Origin of the sequence: Nocardia ignorata NBRC 108230, assembly GCF_001612905.1 — a bacterium.
GTDB lineage: Bacteria > Actinomycetota > Actinomycetes > Mycobacteriales > Mycobacteriaceae > Nocardia > Nocardia ignorata.
Map to the genome: position 1 here is coordinate 20,289 of NZ_BDBI01000005.1, position 17,646 is coordinate 37,934.

A 17,646-nucleotide genomic window follows, 5' to 3' on the forward strand; every position below is an offset into this window, starting at 1 on the left:
GTGACCGTAGTTCAGTTGGTAGAGCACCAGGTTGTGATCCTGGCTGTCGCGGGTTCGAGTCCCGTCGGTCACCCCGAAGAGAAGGCCCCGATCCTGTGGATTGGGGCCTTCTTCGTTGTCGGAGCCCACATCCGCTTCATGACGCAGGTCACGTTTGAACCGCTACACTCTGGACGGCTGCCCAAATGTGTGGGTCGCCATATCCTCGTTCGACCGGAAAGACCCTTGATGAAGCGTTCCACCGTCGTCGTGGCCCTCGCGGCCGCCACCGTGCTCGGCCCCGTCGCAGGCACCTCGGCGGCGCAGACCCCCGGCCTGCCCCTCACCGACTTCACGGCCACCCCGTCGGGCGGCATGGAACTGCCGGGACCGCCCGAAACGGGATCGGCGCAGAGCGGATCGACCGGCGGCCTCGAGACCACCGGCTCCTCCGGCACCGGCTCGGCAGGCCTGCCCAACCTCGATCGCCTGCTGTTCGGTGGACGCATCCTCTGCGGGGCCCTCGGCAGCGCCATGGCCGTGGCGGGCGAGGCCATGATGGACTGCGCCGATCTGCCCACCCCGGTCTGATCAGGACACGAAAAAGGCCGCCGGAGACATCCGGCGGCCTTTTAGGGCTGTATGGGTCAGGAGACGTCGGCGTTGCCCGCCTTCCACTCCGCCCACGGAATGTTCCAGTCACCGAGCCCGTCGACGCCCGACAGCGTCCCGCCGACCGTGTTCTTGATGATCGTGATGTCACCGCGCTTGGCGTTCTCGTACACCCAGCGCGCATTGGCGGGGCTCAGGTTCAGGCAGCCGTGGCTGGCGTTCGAGTAACCCTGCTGACCCACCGACCACGGCGCCGAGTGGAAGAAGATGCCGCTGTAGGAGATCCGCGTGGCGTAGTCCACCGGCGTGCGGTAGCCGTCGGCGGAGTTCACCGCGACACCGTAAGTGGACGAGTCCATGATGATCTTCTCGTGCTTGTCGGCGACGATGTAGATGCCGTTGTCGGTGGGCGTGGAATCCTTGCCCATCGAGGTCGGCATGGTCATGATCACCTCGCCGTTGCGCTCGACGGTCACCTGCTTGGTGTTGTCGTCGGCGGTGAAGATCACCGCGTCACCGATGGTGAAGTGCGAGGTGATGTTGTCCTGGCCGTACAGACCCTTGCCGAGGTCCTTGCCGTAGACGTTCACCTCCACGTTCACCCGCGTACCCGGCTTCCAGAAATGCTCTGGGCGCCATCGGACTTCGCGATTGTTCACCCAGTAGAACGCGCCCTCCACCGGCGGATCGGTGGTCACCTTGATGGCGTCCTGCGCGGCGCGACGGTCCGGGATGTTCTCGTCGAACTGGATCGCCACCGGCTGGCCGATACCGACCACCTCGCCCTCGCCGGGCATCAGGTACGGCTTGGTCTGGTTGTTCGGTGAGCTCGTGGTGAAGCTCAGAGTGGAGGAGTTCGCGCCGCCGAGGCCGATCGCGGCGGCCGAGAGCTGATAGGTCTTGCCGTAACCGAGCACCTCGGTGGTGGCCCACGAACGCCCGTCGGGCGCGAGCTGACCCGACACCTGCGTGCCCTGCTGGTTGGTCAGCTTCACCTCGGTGAACTTGCCGTCCTGCACCTGGAACTTCAGCGGCATCCCCGGCGAGACGCCGACCTGGCCGTCCTTGATCTCGGAGACCAGTTTCGGCTTGATGAGTTCGGTGATCGGGTTACGGTCGATCGCCACCTCGACCCCGGCACCCTCGGCCGACGAGCACGCGGAAGCACCGAGGGCGAAAACCGCCAACAGTGCCACCGGAACGATCATCCGCAATGACCGAGGTTTCCCCCGCTTCTTACCCATGTCCAACCCCGTTTCCATACCGACGCCCCGCCATTCTGCCAGCCCGCCCGGTCGCCACCAACGTCGAAAGCGCGGCGACACGACCCGAGTGGGCAATCGTTAGATACGTGCCGGGGCCCGATCTGTTAACACTGCGAACCGTCCGGCATCGGCGCTGGTCAGAGCCCGATTTCACTTTTCGCCCTCGGGCCTGTTAATGTTTCTTCCGCACCGCAGAGCGGAGCAAACGCCCCGCGGAGCGGAGCGAAGACAAGCGCCATTAGCTCAATTGGCAGAGCAGCTGACTCTTAATCAGCGGGTTCGGGGTTCGAGTCCCTGATGGCGCACAGCAGACCGCATCCCGGCAGTTACCACTGCCGGGATGCGGTCTTTTTGCGGTCTGCCAGCCCCGTCATCGATCGTTATCTGCGGGGCCTCGCGCGCCCGTTTTGCCACCGCGAACAGCCAGGAAACCTGATTAGGGCAAACTTTTTCTGTGACCCATACCACGGTAGTCGCGGTTCTAAACCCCCTGCATACATAACGATTCTGCAACCACCGGTAGAAGCGACCAAGATCGCCAGCACCTGCCGTTCAGATTTCGTTCATCTCACGTTAACCTACCGTGACCATTCTGTCATCAGGTCACAAACAGACCTGTGGTTTGGTTAGCCACCGGGAACCCGGATACCGAACAGCGCGTGGTCTCCCCGCAGCCAGCTGTGGAGCACCGTGCGACGAGCGGGACAGCCATCGAGCGTCTCCGTCACCACAGCGTCGCACATTCCCATACCGACAGAAACAACACATCGCCTGACCGGCGTGCGCCGCTGCGCGCGCTGCGCGGTCCACCGCGCCCCCACCGGGGCCTCGCGGTCGCCAGACAGAGATGAAGGAACAGAGAAGAACATGATCGTCAAAGACAAGCTCAACTCCATGATCGGCCACCGCCGCGAGGCGTTCACCGTGGCGGTCGCCGCGGTCGGCCTGGTGGCCGTTGCCGCGTCCTCGGCGGTGTCCTTCGCCGACGACAGCGTCCCGCAGCGTGCGGCCATGGTCGTCGAGCAGGCCGAGGCCATCCCGGCCGTCGGTGCCGTCCCCGCCCCCGCCGTGGAGGCCGTGCCTGCCCCCGCCCCCGAGGTGCTGCCCGCCCCGGCTCCCGAGCCGGCGCCCGCCCCCATGCCCGCGCCCGCCCCCGCGGCGCCGGTGTACCCGAACAACCTCGACGGCTGGATCCGTGAGGCCCTCGACATCATGGCCGCCAAGGGCATCCCCGGCAGCTACGAGGGCATCATGCGCAACATCATGCGCGAGTCGACCGGTAACCCCCAGGCCATCAACCTGTGGGACTCCAACGCCGCCGCGGGCATCCCCTCCAAGGGCCTGCTCCAGGTGATCGACCCGACCTTCGCCGCCTACCACGTGGAGGGCACCCCCTTCGACGTGTGGCACCCTGTGGCCAACATCGTCGCGGCCTGCAACTACGCCGCCGACCGCTACGGCTCGATGGACAACGTCAACAGCGCGTACTGATACGCACTGGAGAACACAGCAACGCCCGCGCACCGGTTTGGGGAAGACCGGGGCGCGGGCGTTCGCCGTTAGAATGCCCTCGTGCCAGACAGCGCCGATCAGGCACCCGATCACGCGCATTCCGACGCGGCGACAGCCAGCCGCGTCGCCAAGGCCCGCCGCTTGGCGGCCTACCTGTGGGCTCGCGACATCAGCAGCGCCGAATTGCTCGCCCTGCCCGCGCCGACGCTGCGCAAGCTCGCCCGTGCCGCCGAGACCAATCCGCCGAGTACCGACGAGACGTGGCGGGTGGTCGCCGACCTGCTCGATCAGAAGGACGCCTGGGCCGCCCGCAACCCCGATCACGAGGCCGCGCGCCGCACCCGTGCCGACGAGAAGCTGCTGTGGGTCAAGCCACCGGTGACACCGTGGTCGTCGCAGTCCTGAGTCAGCCGAGGACGAGGCCGATCGCGAGTGCGAGCATCACCACCGCGATCAGCGAGTCGAGAATGCGCCAGGCCAGGGGTTTCGCGAACAGCGGGCCGAGTCGGCTCGCGCCGTAGCCGAGGCCGAAGAACCACAGCACGCTGGCCAGCATGGCCCCGGCCGCGAGGAACCAGCGTTCCGAGGGCGCCCAGGTGCTGGCGAACGAGCCGAACAGGACGAGCGTGTCCAGGTAGACGTGTGGGTTGAGCCAGGTGAGCGCGAGACAGGTGAGCACCGAGGCGCCCAGTGCCGCCGAGGTGCCCGTGAGGTCGGCTTGCAGTGCCGACGACCCGAACGCCCGCCGGGCGGCGAACAGGGCGTAGCAGACCAGGAAGGCCGCCCCGGCCCACCGCGCGATGGTCACGACGGCCGGAAACGACTCGACGACGGTGCCGAACCCGGCCACCCCGGCCGCGATCAGCACCACATCCGAGAGCGCGCACACCGCGACCACCGGGAGGATGTGTCGGCCGCGCACGCCCTGTCGCAGGACGAACGCGTTCTGCGCGCCGATCGCGACGATGAGCGAGAGCCCGAAACCCAACCCGGAGAGTGCGGCCACTGCGGCCGACGATGTCGTCATATCCCCGACGCTAGGAACCTCGCTACATTCAGTCCAGCTAATAATTCTGCAGAACCATTAGAATCGCTGATGTGGATCTGCAGCTCGACCAGCTACGCGCGCTCGACGCCGTGCTCACCGAAGGCACCTTCGACGCGGCGGCCCGCCGATTGAACCTCACGCCGTCGGCCGTCAGCCAGCGGATAAAGGCGCTGGAGGACGCGGCGGGCCGCATCCTCGTGCAGCGGTCGAAACCGGTGCGGGCCACCGAATCGGGACTCGCCGTGCTGCGACTGGCCAGGCAGGTGCACGTGCTCGCCGCCGATACCGCGCGCGAACTCGGCGAGCCGGACCGGCCGGCCGGGCGCCCCGCCCGCATTCCGATCGCGGTGAACGCCGACTCGCTCGAGACGTGGGTGCTGCCCGCCGTGTCGCGGATCGCCGGCATCGCCTGTCTTGAACTGCACCGCGAGGACGAGGAACACACCACGCGGCTGCTGCGCGACGGCACGGTGATGGCGGCGATCACCTCCACCGCCACCCCGGTGCAGGGCTGCCGGGTGCGACCGCTCGGTGCCATGCGCTATCAAGCGCTCGCCACGCCGGACTTCGCGCACTACTGGTTCCCCGACGGCGCGCGACCCGGTTCCTACACCCACGTGCCGATGATCCAGTTCGACCGCAACGACGACCTGCAAGCCCGCCACCTGCGCGGCGCCAATCAGCAGCCCGCCGATCCGCCGACACATTTCGTGCCGTCCTCCACCGCGTTCCGTGAGGCGGTGCGGCTCGGCATGGGCTGGGGCATGCTGCCCGACCTGCAGACCGAAACCGACCGGGCCGCAGGGGCTTTGGTGAACATCAACGGCCGGGCGCGGATCGACGTGCCGCTCTACTGGCAGCAGTGGAAGCTGGATTCGCCCGCGCTGAACGCGGTCGCCGACGCCATCATCACGGCCGCCGCGAAAGCCCTGCTGCCCGTCGAGTGAGCAGTCAGCCGCCGAGCTTCTTGTAGAACGCGCCCGCGATCGGGGCCGTCATCGCGCGCGGACCGTAGTTGCCCGCGACGCTCATACCCTTGCTGATCAGGCCGGGGACGATGCGCATCTTGTTGCGGGCCAGGGCGTCGATCGACACCTTCGCGGTGTATTCGCTCGACACCCACAGGAAGTCGGGGACCATCTTGTCGACGATCGACTCCTCTTCCGGCGCAGGCGTTTCCGTGCGCACGGGACCAGGCGCCAGCAGGGTGACATTGACCCCGCTGCCCTTGAGTTCGCCGCGCAGCGACTCGGAGAACGTGTTGGCGAACGCCTTCGACGCCGCGTAGGTGGCGTTGTTCGGGATGGGCATATTGCCCGCCGCCGAGCCGCTGATCAGGATCCCGCCCGCCTTGCGCTCGATCATGCCGGGCAGCACGGCCAGGGTCAGGTCGTGCACGGCGGTGGCGTTGAGCTCCATCTGCGCGCGTTCGTAGGCGAAGTCGAGTTCGGCGACAGGGCCGAAGGTGGCGATGCCCGCGTTGTTGCAGAGGATGGCGATATCGCGCACCGACAGCTCGTCGACCAGGCTCGCGCGCTGGGTGCGGTCGGCGAGGTCGACGGCGCGGACCTCGGCGGTGATGCCGTGCGCCAGCGTCAGCCGCTGCGCCAGTTCGGTCAGGATCTCTCCGCGCCGGGCGACCAGGATCAGCGAATAGCCGCGCCCGGCCAGTTCGGCGGCCAGTGCGGTGCCGATACCGGAGGACGCGCCGGTGACGACGGCACGATTGTCAGCAGTGGGGGAGGGCAGGCTCACACGGCGAAGCTTAGGGGATCGCCCGCCCGGCCATAGCATGGCTCTTGCTATGACGACTGACTCCTCGCCCCGCGCCCAGGAGGCGCCGCTGCTGCTTTCCACCGAGCCGCCGCGCACGTTCGGGTTCGCCGACCAGGCTGCCTTCTGGACCAATCTCGGGGTGAGCCTGATCGGGTTCACCGGGGCCGTCTACGTGCTGCAACCGCCCGGGTACGACCGGTTGCCGCTGCTCGGGGCGGTGCTGGCGACCGTGGTCGGCACGATCGTCGGCACGTCGATGGTGGCCGCCGCCGGTGCGGTCGGCGCCGGAACCGGTGCGCCCGCGATGGCCAATTTCCGTGGGCTGTTCGGCACCAAGCTGTCCGGGCTGCCGACGGTGGCCAATGTGGTGCAGTGCATCGGCTGGGGTGTGTACGAGCTCACCGTGATCGCGGCGGGTATCGCGGCGCTCACCAGCGACCGGGTGCCGCACGCGGTGGCGGTGATCGCGGCCGGTGTACTGAGCACGGTGATGGCGATCTGGCCGATGCACGTGGTGGGGATCCTGCGGCGCTACGTCACCGTGGCGGTCGGTATCGCGATGCTGTATTTCACCGTGCAGATGTTGCGGCAGCCGCTGCCCGATCTGGGACAGACGTCCTGGTCCGGGTTCTTTCCCGCCGTGGACACCGCGCTCGCCGTCGCCGTGTCGTTCGTGCCGCTGGCCGCGGACTACACGCGGCATTCGCGGTCGGTGAAGGTGGCGGGCGGTGCCACCGTGATCGGGTATTCGGTGGCCCAGATCTGGTGCTACCTGCTGGGTATCGTCGCCCTGCTGCACGTGGGCGGCGACCTGAACCAGCTGTTCGACTCGTTCCTCGGGATCACCGCGGGCTGGGTGTTCTTCGCGGTGCTCGTGCTGCGCGAGACCGACCAGTCCTTCGCCAACGTGTATTCCACGGCCATGTCGTTGCAGAACCTGCTGCCGCGCGTGGATCGCCGCATCCTGGCCGCCGTCGTCGGCGTGCTCGCCACCGTCTTCGCCCTGAATGTGCGCGATTTCAGCTCTTACGCGAACTTCCTGCTGCTCATCGGTTCGGTGTTCGTTCCCCTCACCGCCGTGCTCGTGGTGGACTACTTCTTCGGGCGCGGCCGAACCGGCTGGGACCTGTCCGACAACTCGCCCGCCCGCCCGATCATGCTGCTGCCCTGGGCGATCGGCTTCACGGTGTACCAGCTGTGCAACCCCGGCTCGGTGTTGTGGTGGGCCGACCGGTGGACCGGGATCCAGGACGCGCTCGGCGTGCATCCGACCTGGTGGACGTCGGCATCGCTCTTCTCGTTCCTCGCGGCCGGTGCCGCGACCGGTGTCGTCGTGGTCGTCGGTCGGCGACGGTGATTCGGCGGCGCGGCGGGGTGCTCCGGGCGGCCGGACGGAGTCCGAGCGATGGATGAGGACCGCGTTTTCGGAATGGGCGACGAGCCGCTGGCCGCACCGACATGGCCCGCGCTCACCGAAGCCGAAGCCGCCTCGGCCGTCGCGGCTACGTGGGGCTTGGATGGGGCCACGATCGAATGGCGCAGTGCGCGACCACTTTCCGCGACGGTCGGGGTGCGTACCGGTAGTGAGCGATTAGTCGTCAAACGGTTGCCGAGTGCGCTGCGTGACCTGGGTGCCCTGGCGGAGGAGCACCGGTTCATGGCACACCTGCGAGCACGCGGGATTCCGGTGCCGGAGGTCCGCACCGTCACCGGGTCCGCGTTGCGAGCGGCTGCCTCCTGCAACCAGCTTGGCCAGCACCGGTTCGGCGTCGTGCTCGACAGCGCAGGTGACGGCCACGCCGATCATCGTCATGCGTTCGTCTATGAGGTGCACCAGGCGGGAGAAGGGGACGATCGGTATCGCGCGGACTTTTCCTGGACACCGTTCCGCGATATCGAGGACGCCGCCGCAGCAGGCACGATGCTGGCCCGATTGCATTCGGCCGCCGAGGGTTTCGACGCACCCACACGTCCCGCCCGCCCATTGCTCGCCAGCATGCACAGCGACGTCATCGGCGCCTTCGAATGGCATATCGCGCGCCGGCCCGCTCTCGCGGCCTTCCTCGCCGACCGCGATTGGCGCACAGAAGCCCCCGACCTCCGTGCCGACCTCACCACCGTCGAACCCTTGTGGACGCATGGCGATTGGCACCCGACCAATTTCCTCTGGCGCGACCACGAGGCGACCTCGGTGATCGATTTCGGCCTGTCCGACCGCACCACCGCCGTCTTCGACCTCGCCACCGCCGTGGAACGCACTGCCGTGGACTGGATCTCGCTCCGCGACGGTGGCCCCGCCAACGTTCGCACGGACCAGATCACGGCCCTGTTCGAGGGCTACCTGTCCATCCGTCCGCTGAACCCCGCGGAAAGCCAACTGTTACCGGATCTGCTCCCACTGGCACACATCGGCTACGAACTCTCCGAAATCGACTACTTCCTCACGATTCCCCAGGAACCCCGCAACGCCGAAATCGCCTACCACGACTGGCTTCTGGGTCACCTGCGCTGGTACGAAACGCCCGAAGGCCACGACCTCAGAACACTGCTCCACGACCTGTCCGCCCGCTGAGGGACTTACTGCCGACCTGCGCGCATCTTCAGCTGTGCGGTACTACTCGGAGCGGCCACCTACCGCACCCCCCAGCCAAAGACAACACCCCCACCCACCGGATGCGAGTTCGGTGGATGGGGGTGTCGCAACGGCCGTCCGTCGCGTCGGACGACCGGGTCTAGAGGCGGGCAGCCAGTCGCGTCCCCTGGTCGATGGCCCGCTTCGCATCGAGCTCAGCAGCCAGCTCGGCCCCACCGATGAGATGCAACTCGACCCCGGCCGCCCGCAACGGTTCCTCGAGCTCACGCACCGATTCCTGCCCGGCACACACGATCACGTTGTCCACCTCGATGACCCGGGGGTTCTCACGCTTCTCCCCGAAGCTGATGTGCAGACCCGAATCGTCGATGCGCTCGTAATTCACCCCACCGATCTGCTCGACCCCCTTGGCCTTGAGCGCAGCACGGTGGACCCACCCGGACGTCTTGCCGAGATCCTTGCCGAACGGAGTCGACTTACGCTGCAGCAGGACGACATCGCGGGCGGCGGGGGAGGGGTTGGGCTTCTTGAGCTGGCCGGGGACCTGCTCGTTGTCGGAGTCGACGCCCCACTCTTCCTTCCACTCGTCGAGCTTGAGCGTGGGATGCCCTTCGACGGTGAGATATTCGCTCACGTCGTAACCGATACCGCCCGCACCGATCACCGCGACCTTCTTGCCGACCGGCTTCTCCTGCTTCACCAGCTCCGCGTACGACAGCACCATCGGATGGTCGATGCCGGGAATGTTGGGGATGCGAGGACGTACGCCGGTTGCCAGCACCACCGAGTCGTAGCCGCCGTCGATGAGTTCGGTTGCGCTGACGCGCTTTTCGAGGTGCAGTCGGACGCCGGTGAGCTCGATCTTGCGGCGGAAGTAGCGGATCGACTCGTCGAATTCCTCCTTGCCGGGGATGCGGCGGGCGATGTCGAACTGGCCGCCGATCTTGTCGTCGGCCTCGAACAGGTCGACGTGATGGCCGCGCTCGGCGAGGTTCACCGCCGCCGAGAGGCCTGCGGGGCCCGCACCGACCACCGCGATGCGTTTGGTGCGTCGGGTGGGCAGCAGGTTGAGGGTGGTCTCGCTGCCCGCGCGCGGGTTCACCAGGCACGACACCTTCTTGTTGCCGAAGGCGTGGTCGAGGCAGGCCTGGTTGCAGGCGATGCAGGTGTTGATCTCGTCGGCGCGGTCGCCGCGCGCCTTGTTCGCCCATTCGGCGTCGGCGAGCAGGGGGCGTGCGAGCGAAATCAGGTCCGCGTCGCCTCGGGTGAGGATCTCCTCGGCGATCTCGGGCATGTTGATCCGGTTCGACGCGCACACCGGGATGTTCACCTTGCGGGCGATCTTGGCGGTGAACTCCACGAACGCCGCACGCGGCACCGAGGTGACGATGGTCGGCACCCGAGCCTCGTGCCAGCCGATGTCGGTGTTGAGGATGTCGACGCCGACGGCCTCCAATTCCTGTGCGAGCGCGACGATCTCGTCGAAGGTCTGACCCTTTTCCACGAGCTCGGCCATCGACAACCGGAACACGATGATGAAATCGGGGCCCACCTCGGCGCGGATGCGGCGGGCGATCTCCACGGGCAGTCGCCGCCGGTTCTCCGGGGTACCGCCCCACTTGTCGGTGCGCTTGTTCACCCGTGGCGCGAGGAACTGGTTGATGAAATACCCTTCACCCGCCATGATCTCGCAACCGTCGTACCCGGCGAACTTGGCCAGCCCGGCGCAGCGGGCGTAGTCGTCGATGGTGCGTTCGATGCCCTTGGCCGAGAGGGCACGCGGTTTGAACGGGTTGATCGCCGACTTCACCGCCGAGGCCGAAACACTGGTCGGCATATAGGAATAGCGGCCCGCGTGCAGAATCTGGATGGCGATCTTGCCGCCCTCGTCGTGCACCGCCTTGGTGATGCGCCGGTGCCGGTAGGCCTCGGTCTTGGTAGTGAGCTTGCCGCCGAACGGCAGGAGCCAGCCGGTGCGGTTGGGTGCGTACCCGCCGGTGATGATGAGCCCGACACCGCCGCGTGCGCGCTCGGCGAAGTAGGCGGCGAGCTTGTTGGTGTCCCAGGCGCGGTCTTCCAGGCCGGTGTGCATGGAACCCATGACCACCCGGTTACGCAGGGTGGTGTGGCCGAGGTCGAGGGGCTCGAACAGATGGGGATAGGCAGTCATGGGTGATGGTCACCTTTTCGCGGTCGCAGGGCCTGCAGTACTTCGTCGCACCATTCGACGTAACCGGTCTCCGCGCGGATACCCGCGCGCAGCACCAGGTACTGGTGCAGAGCGGTGCCGGAGAGCTGGTCCGGCGCCGGAAAGAATTTCTTCTCGCTGAGCTGGTACTCCTCGAGGCGTTGCGCGTGCTCGGCGCGGTGGCGGTCGACCTCGGCGCAGACGGCGTCGATATCGCCGTGCGCGGCGCCACGCACCTTGACGCCGAGTTCGTCGCGGGTTGGCACCGATTCGGCGGGCTCGGCGATCCAGCGGGCCAATTCCTCGGCTCCGGCGGGGGCGACCGAGTACACCTTCTTGTCGGGTTTTCCCTGCTGGGCGACCGATTTCACGGTGACCCAGCCGGCTTCCTCCATCCGCTTGAGCACGCGGTAGATCTGCTGGTGGGTGGCGCTCCAGAAGTAGCCGATCGACTTGTCGAACCGGCGGGCGAGTTCATACCCGGAGCCTGCTCGCTCGCTCAGCGAGACCAGGAGCGCGTGCTCGAGTGCCATGCGACGAGGATATGCGCAACCAACGGTTCTATGCAACCAGGTTCATATGAATTGACGGCGCGGCGATCGTCGATGCCCTGCCGGGCGCCGAACACGCCGTTACGCTCGGTGCATGACCGAGGTGAGCGCGTCCGCGACCATCGGCGAGGCGGCCGGACGCGGACAGGTGATGGCGTGGGGTCTGTGGGATTGGGGGTCCTCGGCGTTCCAGGCCGTGACGCTCACCTTCGTGTTCTCGGTGTATCTCACCGACAAGGTCGGCAAGGACCTGCCGGGCACGATCTCCGCGAGCGCGTGGCTCGGTTGGGCGCTGGCGGGCGCGGGTCTGGTCGTCGCGCTGACGGCACCGGTGTGCGGGCAGTACTTCGACGCGGTCGGCTCCCGCAAGCGCGCGCTGGCCACGTTGACCGCGCTCACCGTCGGTGCGATGGCGTTGATGTTCTTCGTCCACGCCGACTACCGCGACCTGTGGCTCGGGCTCGTCCTGCTCGGTTTCGCCTCGGCCACCTTCGAATTGGCGACGGTGCCCTACAACGCGATGATGCGCCAGGTGTCGACGCCGGCGACGGTCGGCCGGGTGTCCGGATTCGGTTGGGCGATGGGCTATTTCGGTGGCATCGTGTTGCTTCTCGCCTGCTACGCGGGCTTCCTCGCCGGTGACGGCGACCGCCGCGGCCTGCTCGACATGCCGACCGATCAGGGCCTCAATGTGCGGCTGGTGATCGTGCTCGCCGCCGTCTGGTTCACGGTGTTCGCGCTGCCGGTGCTGTTCACCGTGCCCGAACTGCCACGCACCGGTGCCGATCCCGGCGCCGACCGCGTCGGATTCCTGGGCTCCTATCGGGTGCTGTGGCGTGACGTGCGCGACCTGTGGCGCACCGACCGGCACACCGTGTGGTTCCTGCTGGCCAGCGCGATCTTCCGCGACGGGCTGGCCGGGGTGTTCACCTTCGGTGCCGTGCTCGCGGTCGGCGTGTACGGCTTCGCCGACGCCGATGTGCTGCTGTTCGGTGTGGCCGCGAACGTGGTGGCCGGCGCGGCGGCGATCGCGGCGGGCCGCTTCGACGACCGGCTCGGCCCCAAGCGGGTGATCGTCGGCTCGCTGATCGGGATGATCGTCTGCGGCGCGGTGTTGCTGGTGGTGACCGGTTCGCTGATGTTCTGGATCTTCGGCTTGGCCCTGACCGTCTTCGTCGGCCCCGCGCAGGCCTCGGCCCGATCGTTCCTGGCCCGTCTCGCCCCACCTGGTCGCGAGGGTCAGCTGTTCGGTCTCTACACCACCACCGGCCGCGCAGTCTCGTTCCTGGCGCCAGCCCTGTTCGGCCTGTTCGCCTGGGCCTTCCACAACGACCGCGCCGGAATCATCGGCCTGCTCGTCGTGCTCACCATCGGTCTACTGGTCCTGCTCCCGGTGCGTGCACCGAGACCCGTTCAGGACGCCAAACCTGTGTAGCGTCACCGATTTCCCCCGTTCCAATTTGTGAACATATGTACTCCCAACCGGTTCAACCGCAAATCCGCAACAACATGGGTAACTCACCGGGTACGAACAAACGCAACCACGAACCTGTGTCTGGCCGCCGACCCAAGTTTCACCGCACCTGAGTCTGGCCTTAATTTTCGGGGAGGCGGGTGCGCCATGCGGCGATACCCAGGGCGATCAAGCGCATCTGCATCACCGTGCGCTCCACGACCGCCGCCTCTTCGCGCGGGGTCGCCGACACGAATGATCCGATGCCATCGGTGACGGTGCTGACCAGCAGATCCGCGGCGATCTCGAGTTCCGTTGTGCTCCACGAGTCGAGCGCACGCAACCGCGACAGGTCGGCGACGATCTCGCGCACGATCAGCTGCATCTCCATCGCGATGGCCTGACGCAGTGGTGCCGAACCGCCGTGCCGTTCGCGCAGGAGGAATCCGAACAGCGCGCGCTTGGCGGCGACCTGGTCGAAGACGAATCGCACGGTGTCGGCGAGGTGGGCGTCTGGCTTGCGCCTGACCTCGCGCAATGCCAGCCGTAGCGCGGTGACACCCTCGTCGACGAGGGTGGCGCCCAGATCGTCCAGCGACGCGAAGTGGCGGTAGAACGCCGTCGGCACGATCCCGGCCGAGCGTGCGACCTCGCGCAGGCTCAGTGCGGCGAAACCGCGTTCCGCGGCCAGGGCCAGCGTGCCGTCGAGGAGAGCCGCCCGAGTGTGCGCTTTGCGCTCATTCCGGGTTCCTGCCTGCTCAGTCACATCGGTGAGCATACATCCGTTCACCATAGTCGCTTCCTTGGAAATGTAGTCCGGCTCACATCGTTGCCGGTTGACAGTGGGCCGGGTCCATCCGGCACACTAGTGAGTGTACAGGCGTGCACTGAAATTTTCGCCAGCACGTCCACGGAACATCCGCAGAGGGGCAACACACATGGTGGGACTGATCGACCTGGTGCAGACGTTGACGACGCCGCATCCGCTGGACCGGTACCTCGAACTCGTCAGCCCGGCGCTGACCGCGCGGGAACTGCGTGCCGAGGTCACCCATGTATCCCGCGCGGTACCCGGCTCGGTGACCCTGACCCTGCGTACTTCGCGCCGCTGGCGTGGACACAAGGCCGGGCAGTACATCCAGATCGGGGTGCTGATCGACGGCGTGCGCCACGTCCGCTGCTACTCGCCCATCGACCCCGAGGGCGGCAGCGACCGTTTCCTGCAGCTCACCGTCAAGGCGCACCCCGGCGGGCTGGTCTCGAACTACCTGCACGATCACGCCGAACCGGGCATGGTCGTCAACCTCGAGCCGGCGAGCGGCGTGTTCGCGCTGCCCGAGCAGCGGCCCGCGAAGGTGCTGCTCATCAGCGGCGGCAGCGGCATCACTCCGGTGCTGTCGATGCTGCGCACCCTCGACGCCGAGGCATACACCGGTGAGGTCACCTTCCTGCACTACGCGCGTCAGCCGGAGATGATTCCGCACCGCGCGGAACTGGCCGCGATCGCCAACCGGCGCCCCAACTTCCGGGTGGAATACCGCTTCCCGGTGGAGCCGGGCACGGTCGTCAACGGTGAGACCTCCACCGGCAGCGGCTTTTTCGACTACGACGAGCTCGAGCGCGTGGCGCCCTGGTTCGCCGACGCGCAGACCTTCGTGTGTGGCCCGCCGCCGCTGATGAACGCCGTGAAGAACATCTTCGAGGCCGAGGGTCTCGCGGATCGGGTGCACAGCGAGGAGTTCACCCTCACCACCGTTCCGGTCGACCCGTCCGAGGCCACCGGCACCGTCACCTTCTCCGGCAGCGACGTCGCCGCCGAGAACAACGGTTCCTCGCTGCTCGAACAGGCCGAATCGGCCGGGCTCACCCCGGAATACGGCTGCCGCATGGGGATCTGCTTCTCCTGCACCGCGACCAAGGTGTCCGGCTGCACCCGCAACCTGCGCACCGGCGAACTCGACGCCGACCCCGACAAGCAGATCCAGATCTGCGTGAACGCACCCGTCGGCGACGTCGACATCGCCCTCTAGTCAACCGATCACCGCGAAACAACCCAGGGGAGATACTGCTATGACGATCCTCACCGAAACCGCAGACGGCCCGGTCATCCTGACCCCCGACCAGGTCGAAGAGCTCGGCAAGGCGCTCGACGACCTGCGTGCCCGCGTCGTCGCCGACCTCGGCGAACGCGACCGCGAATACATCTACAAGATCATCAAGACCCAGCGCGGTCTCGAGGTGGCGGGCCGCGGTCTGATGTACCTCGGCTTCCTCCCGCCGTTCTGGCTGGCCGGTGTCGCCGCACTCGGCGCGTCGAAGATTCTCGACAACATGGAAATCGGCCACAACGTGATGCACGGCCAGTACGACTGGATGCGTGAGCGCGGCGTGAACTCCCGCGAATTCGACTGGGACACCGTGTGCCCGGCCGATCAGTGGAAGCACTCGCACAACTACATGCACCACACCTACACCAACATCCACGACATGGACCGCGACATCGGTTACGGCATCCTGCGTATCGACGAGGGCCAGAAGTGGAACCCCTACTACCTGGGCAACCCCGTCTACGCCTTCCTGCTGATGGTGCTGTTCGAGTGGGGCGTGATGGTGCACGACCTCGAGGCCGACAACATCATCAAGGGCAAGCGCAAGTGGTCCGACCTCAAGCCGCTGCTCAAGGGGCAGTTCAAGAAGGCGGGCAGGCAGGTCCTCAAGGACTACGTGGTGTTCCCGGCGCTGACCGGCCCGCTGTTCCTGCACACCCTGGCGGGCAACGCGGCCGCGAACCTGGTGCGCAACCTGTGGACCTTCTCCATCATCTTCTGTGGTCACTTCCCGGCGGGCGTGCAGACGTTCACCAAGGAGGAGACCGCGGAGGAGACTCGTGGTGAGTGGTACGTGCGCCAGATGCTCGGCTCGGCCAACATCAACGGTTCGCGACTGTTCCACATCATGTCGGGCAACCTCTCGCACCAGATCGAGCACCACCTGTTCCCGGATATCCCGGCCAACCGGTACCCGGAAATGGCGCCCGAGGTGAGGGCGCTGTGCGAGAAGTACGGTCTGCCATACAACACCGGCCGTTTCTCCAAGCAGATCGGTTCGGTGTGGGTCAAGATCTTCCAGCTCGCGCTGCCCGACAACATCATCAAGAGGGCGCCCAAGCCCGGTGTTATCGTTATGCGTAATCGGAAGGCAACCGAAGTGGGCGTGTAATGGTCGGCAAATTCGAAACCAACAAGGATCTCGTCCAGGAATTGACGACCTCCGGCGCGCAGCGGGTGGGCAATATCGCCGCGCTGATCACCGGAACCGTCGCGGGGGTGGCTCGGGAGATCGGTGAGTTCATCACCGACGCGATCGAGATGAAGGAAGCGGCCGCCGCGGCTCGCCGTGACGCGGCCGCGGCCGAACCGGCCTACGACGCCACCGACGACGAGGTGCGGGCGCCCGAGCAGCCTGTCACCGAGGCCGAGATCGTCGACGAGACCGAGGTGGTCTCGCCGAAGCCGGTGCCCGAGCAGCACTGATCACCACACCGGCAACCGGCGCCGGTGCTCGATCACATCGGTGATGAGATCGCGGTAGCCGTCGGCCAGTTCGGCCAGCCGGGACCAGTGCAGATGGGTTCGACCCTCCGGATCGCCGTCCAGCGCATGCTGGGCGGCGATCCATTTTCGTGCCATCCGATCGATCACCGCGCCGAGGGTCTCGGTGTGCAGCGAGGCCCCCGCGCGATGGGCCAGGTTGGTGGCCACCCAGTTGTCGATGAGCGCCATCTGGGTGGTGCGTTCGCGGTCTATCTCGTCGATCAGGCGCAGGATCCGCGCGCTCGAGACGGCCGGGTCGCGGGCCTCCTCGATCACCGCCCGCCTGCGTGCGTGGCATTCGGCGAGGGCGGCGGCCGCGTCGAGTACCCGGTGATGGGGACGGTTCCGATCGATCGGCCGGACGAATGCCCGTAACAAGGCCGACGGTGACGGTGGTTGTGTCAGGTGGCCGGAGTCGATCGGCATGGTGCACGCCCCTGAAAAAGCTCGCGAGGGTGGATACGCCGGGGCCGGGGAATCGCCGGGACGCGCCCCGGCACCGGCGTAGCCCCGCCCAGGCGCCGACGTATTCCGCGACGCTGCGGTGAGGATGACGGCCCGGGAAATATCGGGACCCTTTCAGGAAAGCGCGATCCGGGATCGACGCGCAATAGTATGGTGTACAAAACTCCGGGTCGGCAGAAATTGTTATGTGCCGATGACGGGCGGGTCACCGGGCGGTGACCGGGAAAACCGCTGCGGCACATTCATGGCAATCTCGCCGACGACAAGACCCGCGTATGCACTAGCCTCGGTAGATGTGCCGGCTTACGTGTCCTCGCCCGAGCTGACCTTCGGCTTTCTCTTCGCGCTGGAAGACCCGCAGCGAATCGCCGATGTGGTCCGCGACCTGATGGAACGCCGCGCGGTGTCGGTGTTCCGGCTCGCCCGGCTGTCCGACGACGAAGGGCCACCGCAGCGCTATGTGGTGAACTGGGCCGCCATCCCGCAGATCGCCATCACCACCACCGCCCCCGATGCCGACGAGTTGCGCGCGCAGCGGATCATGCTGGTCAACGCCTTCATCGGCGAGGGCGGCGAGGTGAGTATGTACTCCGGTAACCCGAACGCTTGAA

General features: G+C 66.9%; 18 protein-coding genes and 2 tRNA genes. 13 read left to right on the forward strand and 7 right to left on the reverse strand.

Features of this window, described 5'->3' with window-relative positions:
* Positions 1-73: transfer RNA gene (locus NI2_RS03825), tRNA-His, on the forward strand.
* Between the two features lie 155 nt (positions 74-228).
* The gene (locus tag NI2_RS03830) at positions 229-570 is read left to right on the forward strand and encodes a hypothetical protein (protein WP_067486076.1); all 342 of its coding nucleotides are present in this window, start codon (positions 229-231) and stop codon (positions 568-570) included.
* A 56-nt stretch (positions 571-626) separates the two neighbouring features.
* Here NI2_RS03830 and NI2_RS03835 read toward each other — a convergent pair whose 3' ends face one another.
* Positions 627-1,835 carry a L,D-transpeptidase gene (locus NI2_RS03835; protein WP_067486082.1) on the reverse strand — a complete coding sequence of 403 codons (1,209 nt, stop codon included), beginning with the start codon at positions 1,833-1,835 and terminating at the stop codon, positions 627-629.
* Positions 1,836-2,088: 253 nt separating this feature from the next.
* Between NI2_RS03835 and NI2_RS03840 the strand changes: the two genes are divergently transcribed.
* The 3 genes from NI2_RS03840 (at position 2,089) to NI2_RS03850 (ending at position 3,773) form a co-directional block, all read left to right on the forward strand.
* A tRNA-Lys gene (locus tag NI2_RS03840) sits at positions 2,089-2,161 on the forward strand.
* A 562-nt stretch (positions 2,162-2,723) separates the two neighbouring features.
* The gene (locus tag NI2_RS03845) at positions 2,724-3,347 is read left to right on the forward strand and encodes a transglycosylase SLT domain-containing protein (RefSeq protein ID WP_067486084.1); all 624 of its coding nucleotides are present in this window, start codon (positions 2,724-2,726) and stop codon (positions 3,345-3,347) included.
* Positions 3,348-3,428: 81 nt separating this feature from the next.
* Positions 3,429-3,773: a hypothetical protein gene (locus NI2_RS03850; RefSeq protein WP_067486086.1), complete on the forward strand. Its 345-nt coding sequence runs from the start codon at positions 3,429-3,431 to the stop codon at positions 3,771-3,773.
* Position 3,774: 1 nt separating this feature from the next.
* Here NI2_RS03850 and NI2_RS03855 read toward each other — a convergent pair whose 3' ends face one another.
* Positions 3,775-4,395: a LysE/ArgO family amino acid transporter gene (locus NI2_RS03855; protein ID WP_067486088.1), complete on the reverse strand. Its 621-nt coding sequence runs from the start codon at positions 4,393-4,395 to the stop codon at positions 3,775-3,777.
* A gap of 71 nt (positions 4,396-4,466) precedes the next feature.
* Here NI2_RS03855 and NI2_RS03860 point away from each other — a divergent pair, with 71 nt between their 5' ends.
* Entirely contained in the window at positions 4,467-5,363 is an 897-nt protein-coding gene (locus tag NI2_RS03860; RefSeq protein WP_067486091.1) for a LysR family transcriptional regulator ArgP, read from the forward strand.
* Positions 5,364-5,367: 4 nt separating this feature from the next.
* On the opposite strand, the gene cmrA is transcribed toward NI2_RS03860, so the two are convergent.
* Positions 5,368-6,171 carry a mycolate reductase gene (gene cmrA / locus NI2_RS03865; RefSeq protein WP_067486092.1) on the reverse strand — a complete coding sequence of 268 codons (804 nt, stop codon included), beginning with the start codon at positions 6,169-6,171 and terminating at the stop codon, positions 5,368-5,370.
* Positions 6,172-6,220: 49 nt separating this feature from the next.
* Here cmrA and NI2_RS03870 point away from each other — a divergent pair, with 49 nt between their 5' ends.
* On the forward strand, positions 6,221-7,549 hold the full coding sequence (locus tag NI2_RS03870) for a purine-cytosine permease family protein (RefSeq protein WP_067486093.1): 1,329 nt from the start codon (positions 6,221-6,223) through the stop codon (positions 7,547-7,549).
* A 48-nt stretch (positions 7,550-7,597) separates the two neighbouring features.
* Complete coding sequence (locus NI2_RS03875) at positions 7,598-8,764, forward strand: phosphotransferase enzyme family protein (protein ID WP_208115346.1); 1,167 nt, start codon at positions 7,598-7,600, stop codon at positions 8,762-8,764.
* Positions 8,765-8,924: 160 nt separating this feature from the next.
* Here NI2_RS03875 and NI2_RS03880 read toward each other — a convergent pair whose 3' ends face one another.
* The gene (locus tag NI2_RS03880; protein ID WP_067486098.1) at positions 8,925-10,955 is read right to left on the reverse strand and encodes an NADPH-dependent 2,4-dienoyl-CoA reductase; all 2,031 of its coding nucleotides are present in this window, start codon (positions 10,953-10,955) and stop codon (positions 8,925-8,927) included.
* Positions 10,952-11,506, reverse strand: a complete 555-nt coding sequence (locus tag NI2_RS03885; protein WP_067486099.1) for a PadR family transcriptional regulator — start codon at positions 11,504-11,506, stop codon at positions 10,952-10,954. The genes NI2_RS03880 and NI2_RS03885 overlap by 4 nt, the downstream gene beginning before the upstream one ends.
* A 112-nt stretch (positions 11,507-11,618) precedes the next feature.
* Here NI2_RS03885 and NI2_RS03890 point away from each other — a divergent pair, with 112 nt between their 5' ends.
* Positions 11,619-12,959, forward strand: coding sequence for an MFS transporter (locus NI2_RS03890; RefSeq protein ID WP_067486101.1), 1,341 nt, complete (start codon positions 11,619-11,621; stop codon positions 12,957-12,959).
* Between the two features lie 160 nt (positions 12,960-13,119).
* Here the strand turns inward: NI2_RS03890 and NI2_RS03895 are convergent, their stop codons facing one another.
* Entirely contained in the window at positions 13,120-13,770 is a 651-nt protein-coding gene (locus NI2_RS03895; RefSeq protein ID WP_067486103.1) for a TetR family transcriptional regulator, read from the reverse strand.
* Positions 13,771-13,915: 145 nt separating this feature from the next.
* On the opposite strand from NI2_RS03895, the gene NI2_RS03900 reads away from it, so the two are divergent.
* From NI2_RS03900 to NI2_RS03910, 3 genes are read left to right on the forward strand one after another with little or no spacing between them, the layout of a single operon-like run.
* Positions 13,916-15,007: a ferredoxin reductase gene (locus tag NI2_RS03900; protein WP_067486105.1), complete on the forward strand. Its 1,092-nt coding sequence runs from the start codon at positions 13,916-13,918 to the stop codon at positions 15,005-15,007.
* Positions 15,008-15,047: 40 nt separating this feature from the next.
* Positions 15,048-16,196 carry a fatty acid desaturase family protein gene (locus tag NI2_RS03905; protein WP_067486106.1) on the forward strand — a complete coding sequence of 383 codons (1,149 nt, stop codon included), beginning with the start codon at positions 15,048-15,050 and terminating at the stop codon, positions 16,194-16,196.
* The gene (locus NI2_RS03910) at positions 16,196-16,510 is read left to right on the forward strand and encodes a hypothetical protein (protein ID WP_067486107.1); all 315 of its coding nucleotides are present in this window, start codon (positions 16,196-16,198) and stop codon (positions 16,508-16,510) included. The genes NI2_RS03905 and NI2_RS03910 overlap by 1 nt, the downstream gene beginning before the upstream one ends.
* On the opposite strand, the gene NI2_RS03915 is transcribed toward NI2_RS03910, so the two are convergent.
* Positions 16,511-16,996, reverse strand: coding sequence for a DUF4254 domain-containing protein (locus NI2_RS03915; protein ID WP_084457441.1), 486 nt, complete (start codon positions 16,994-16,996; stop codon positions 16,511-16,513). It abuts the gene before it with no gap.
* Positions 16,997-17,330: 334 nt separating this feature from the next.
* On the opposite strand from NI2_RS03915, the gene NI2_RS03920 reads away from it, so the two are divergent.
* The gene (locus NI2_RS03920) at positions 17,331-17,645 is read left to right on the forward strand and encodes a hypothetical protein (protein WP_067486108.1); all 315 of its coding nucleotides are present in this window, start codon (positions 17,331-17,333) and stop codon (positions 17,643-17,645) included.
* Position 17,646 lies beyond the last annotated feature (1 nt).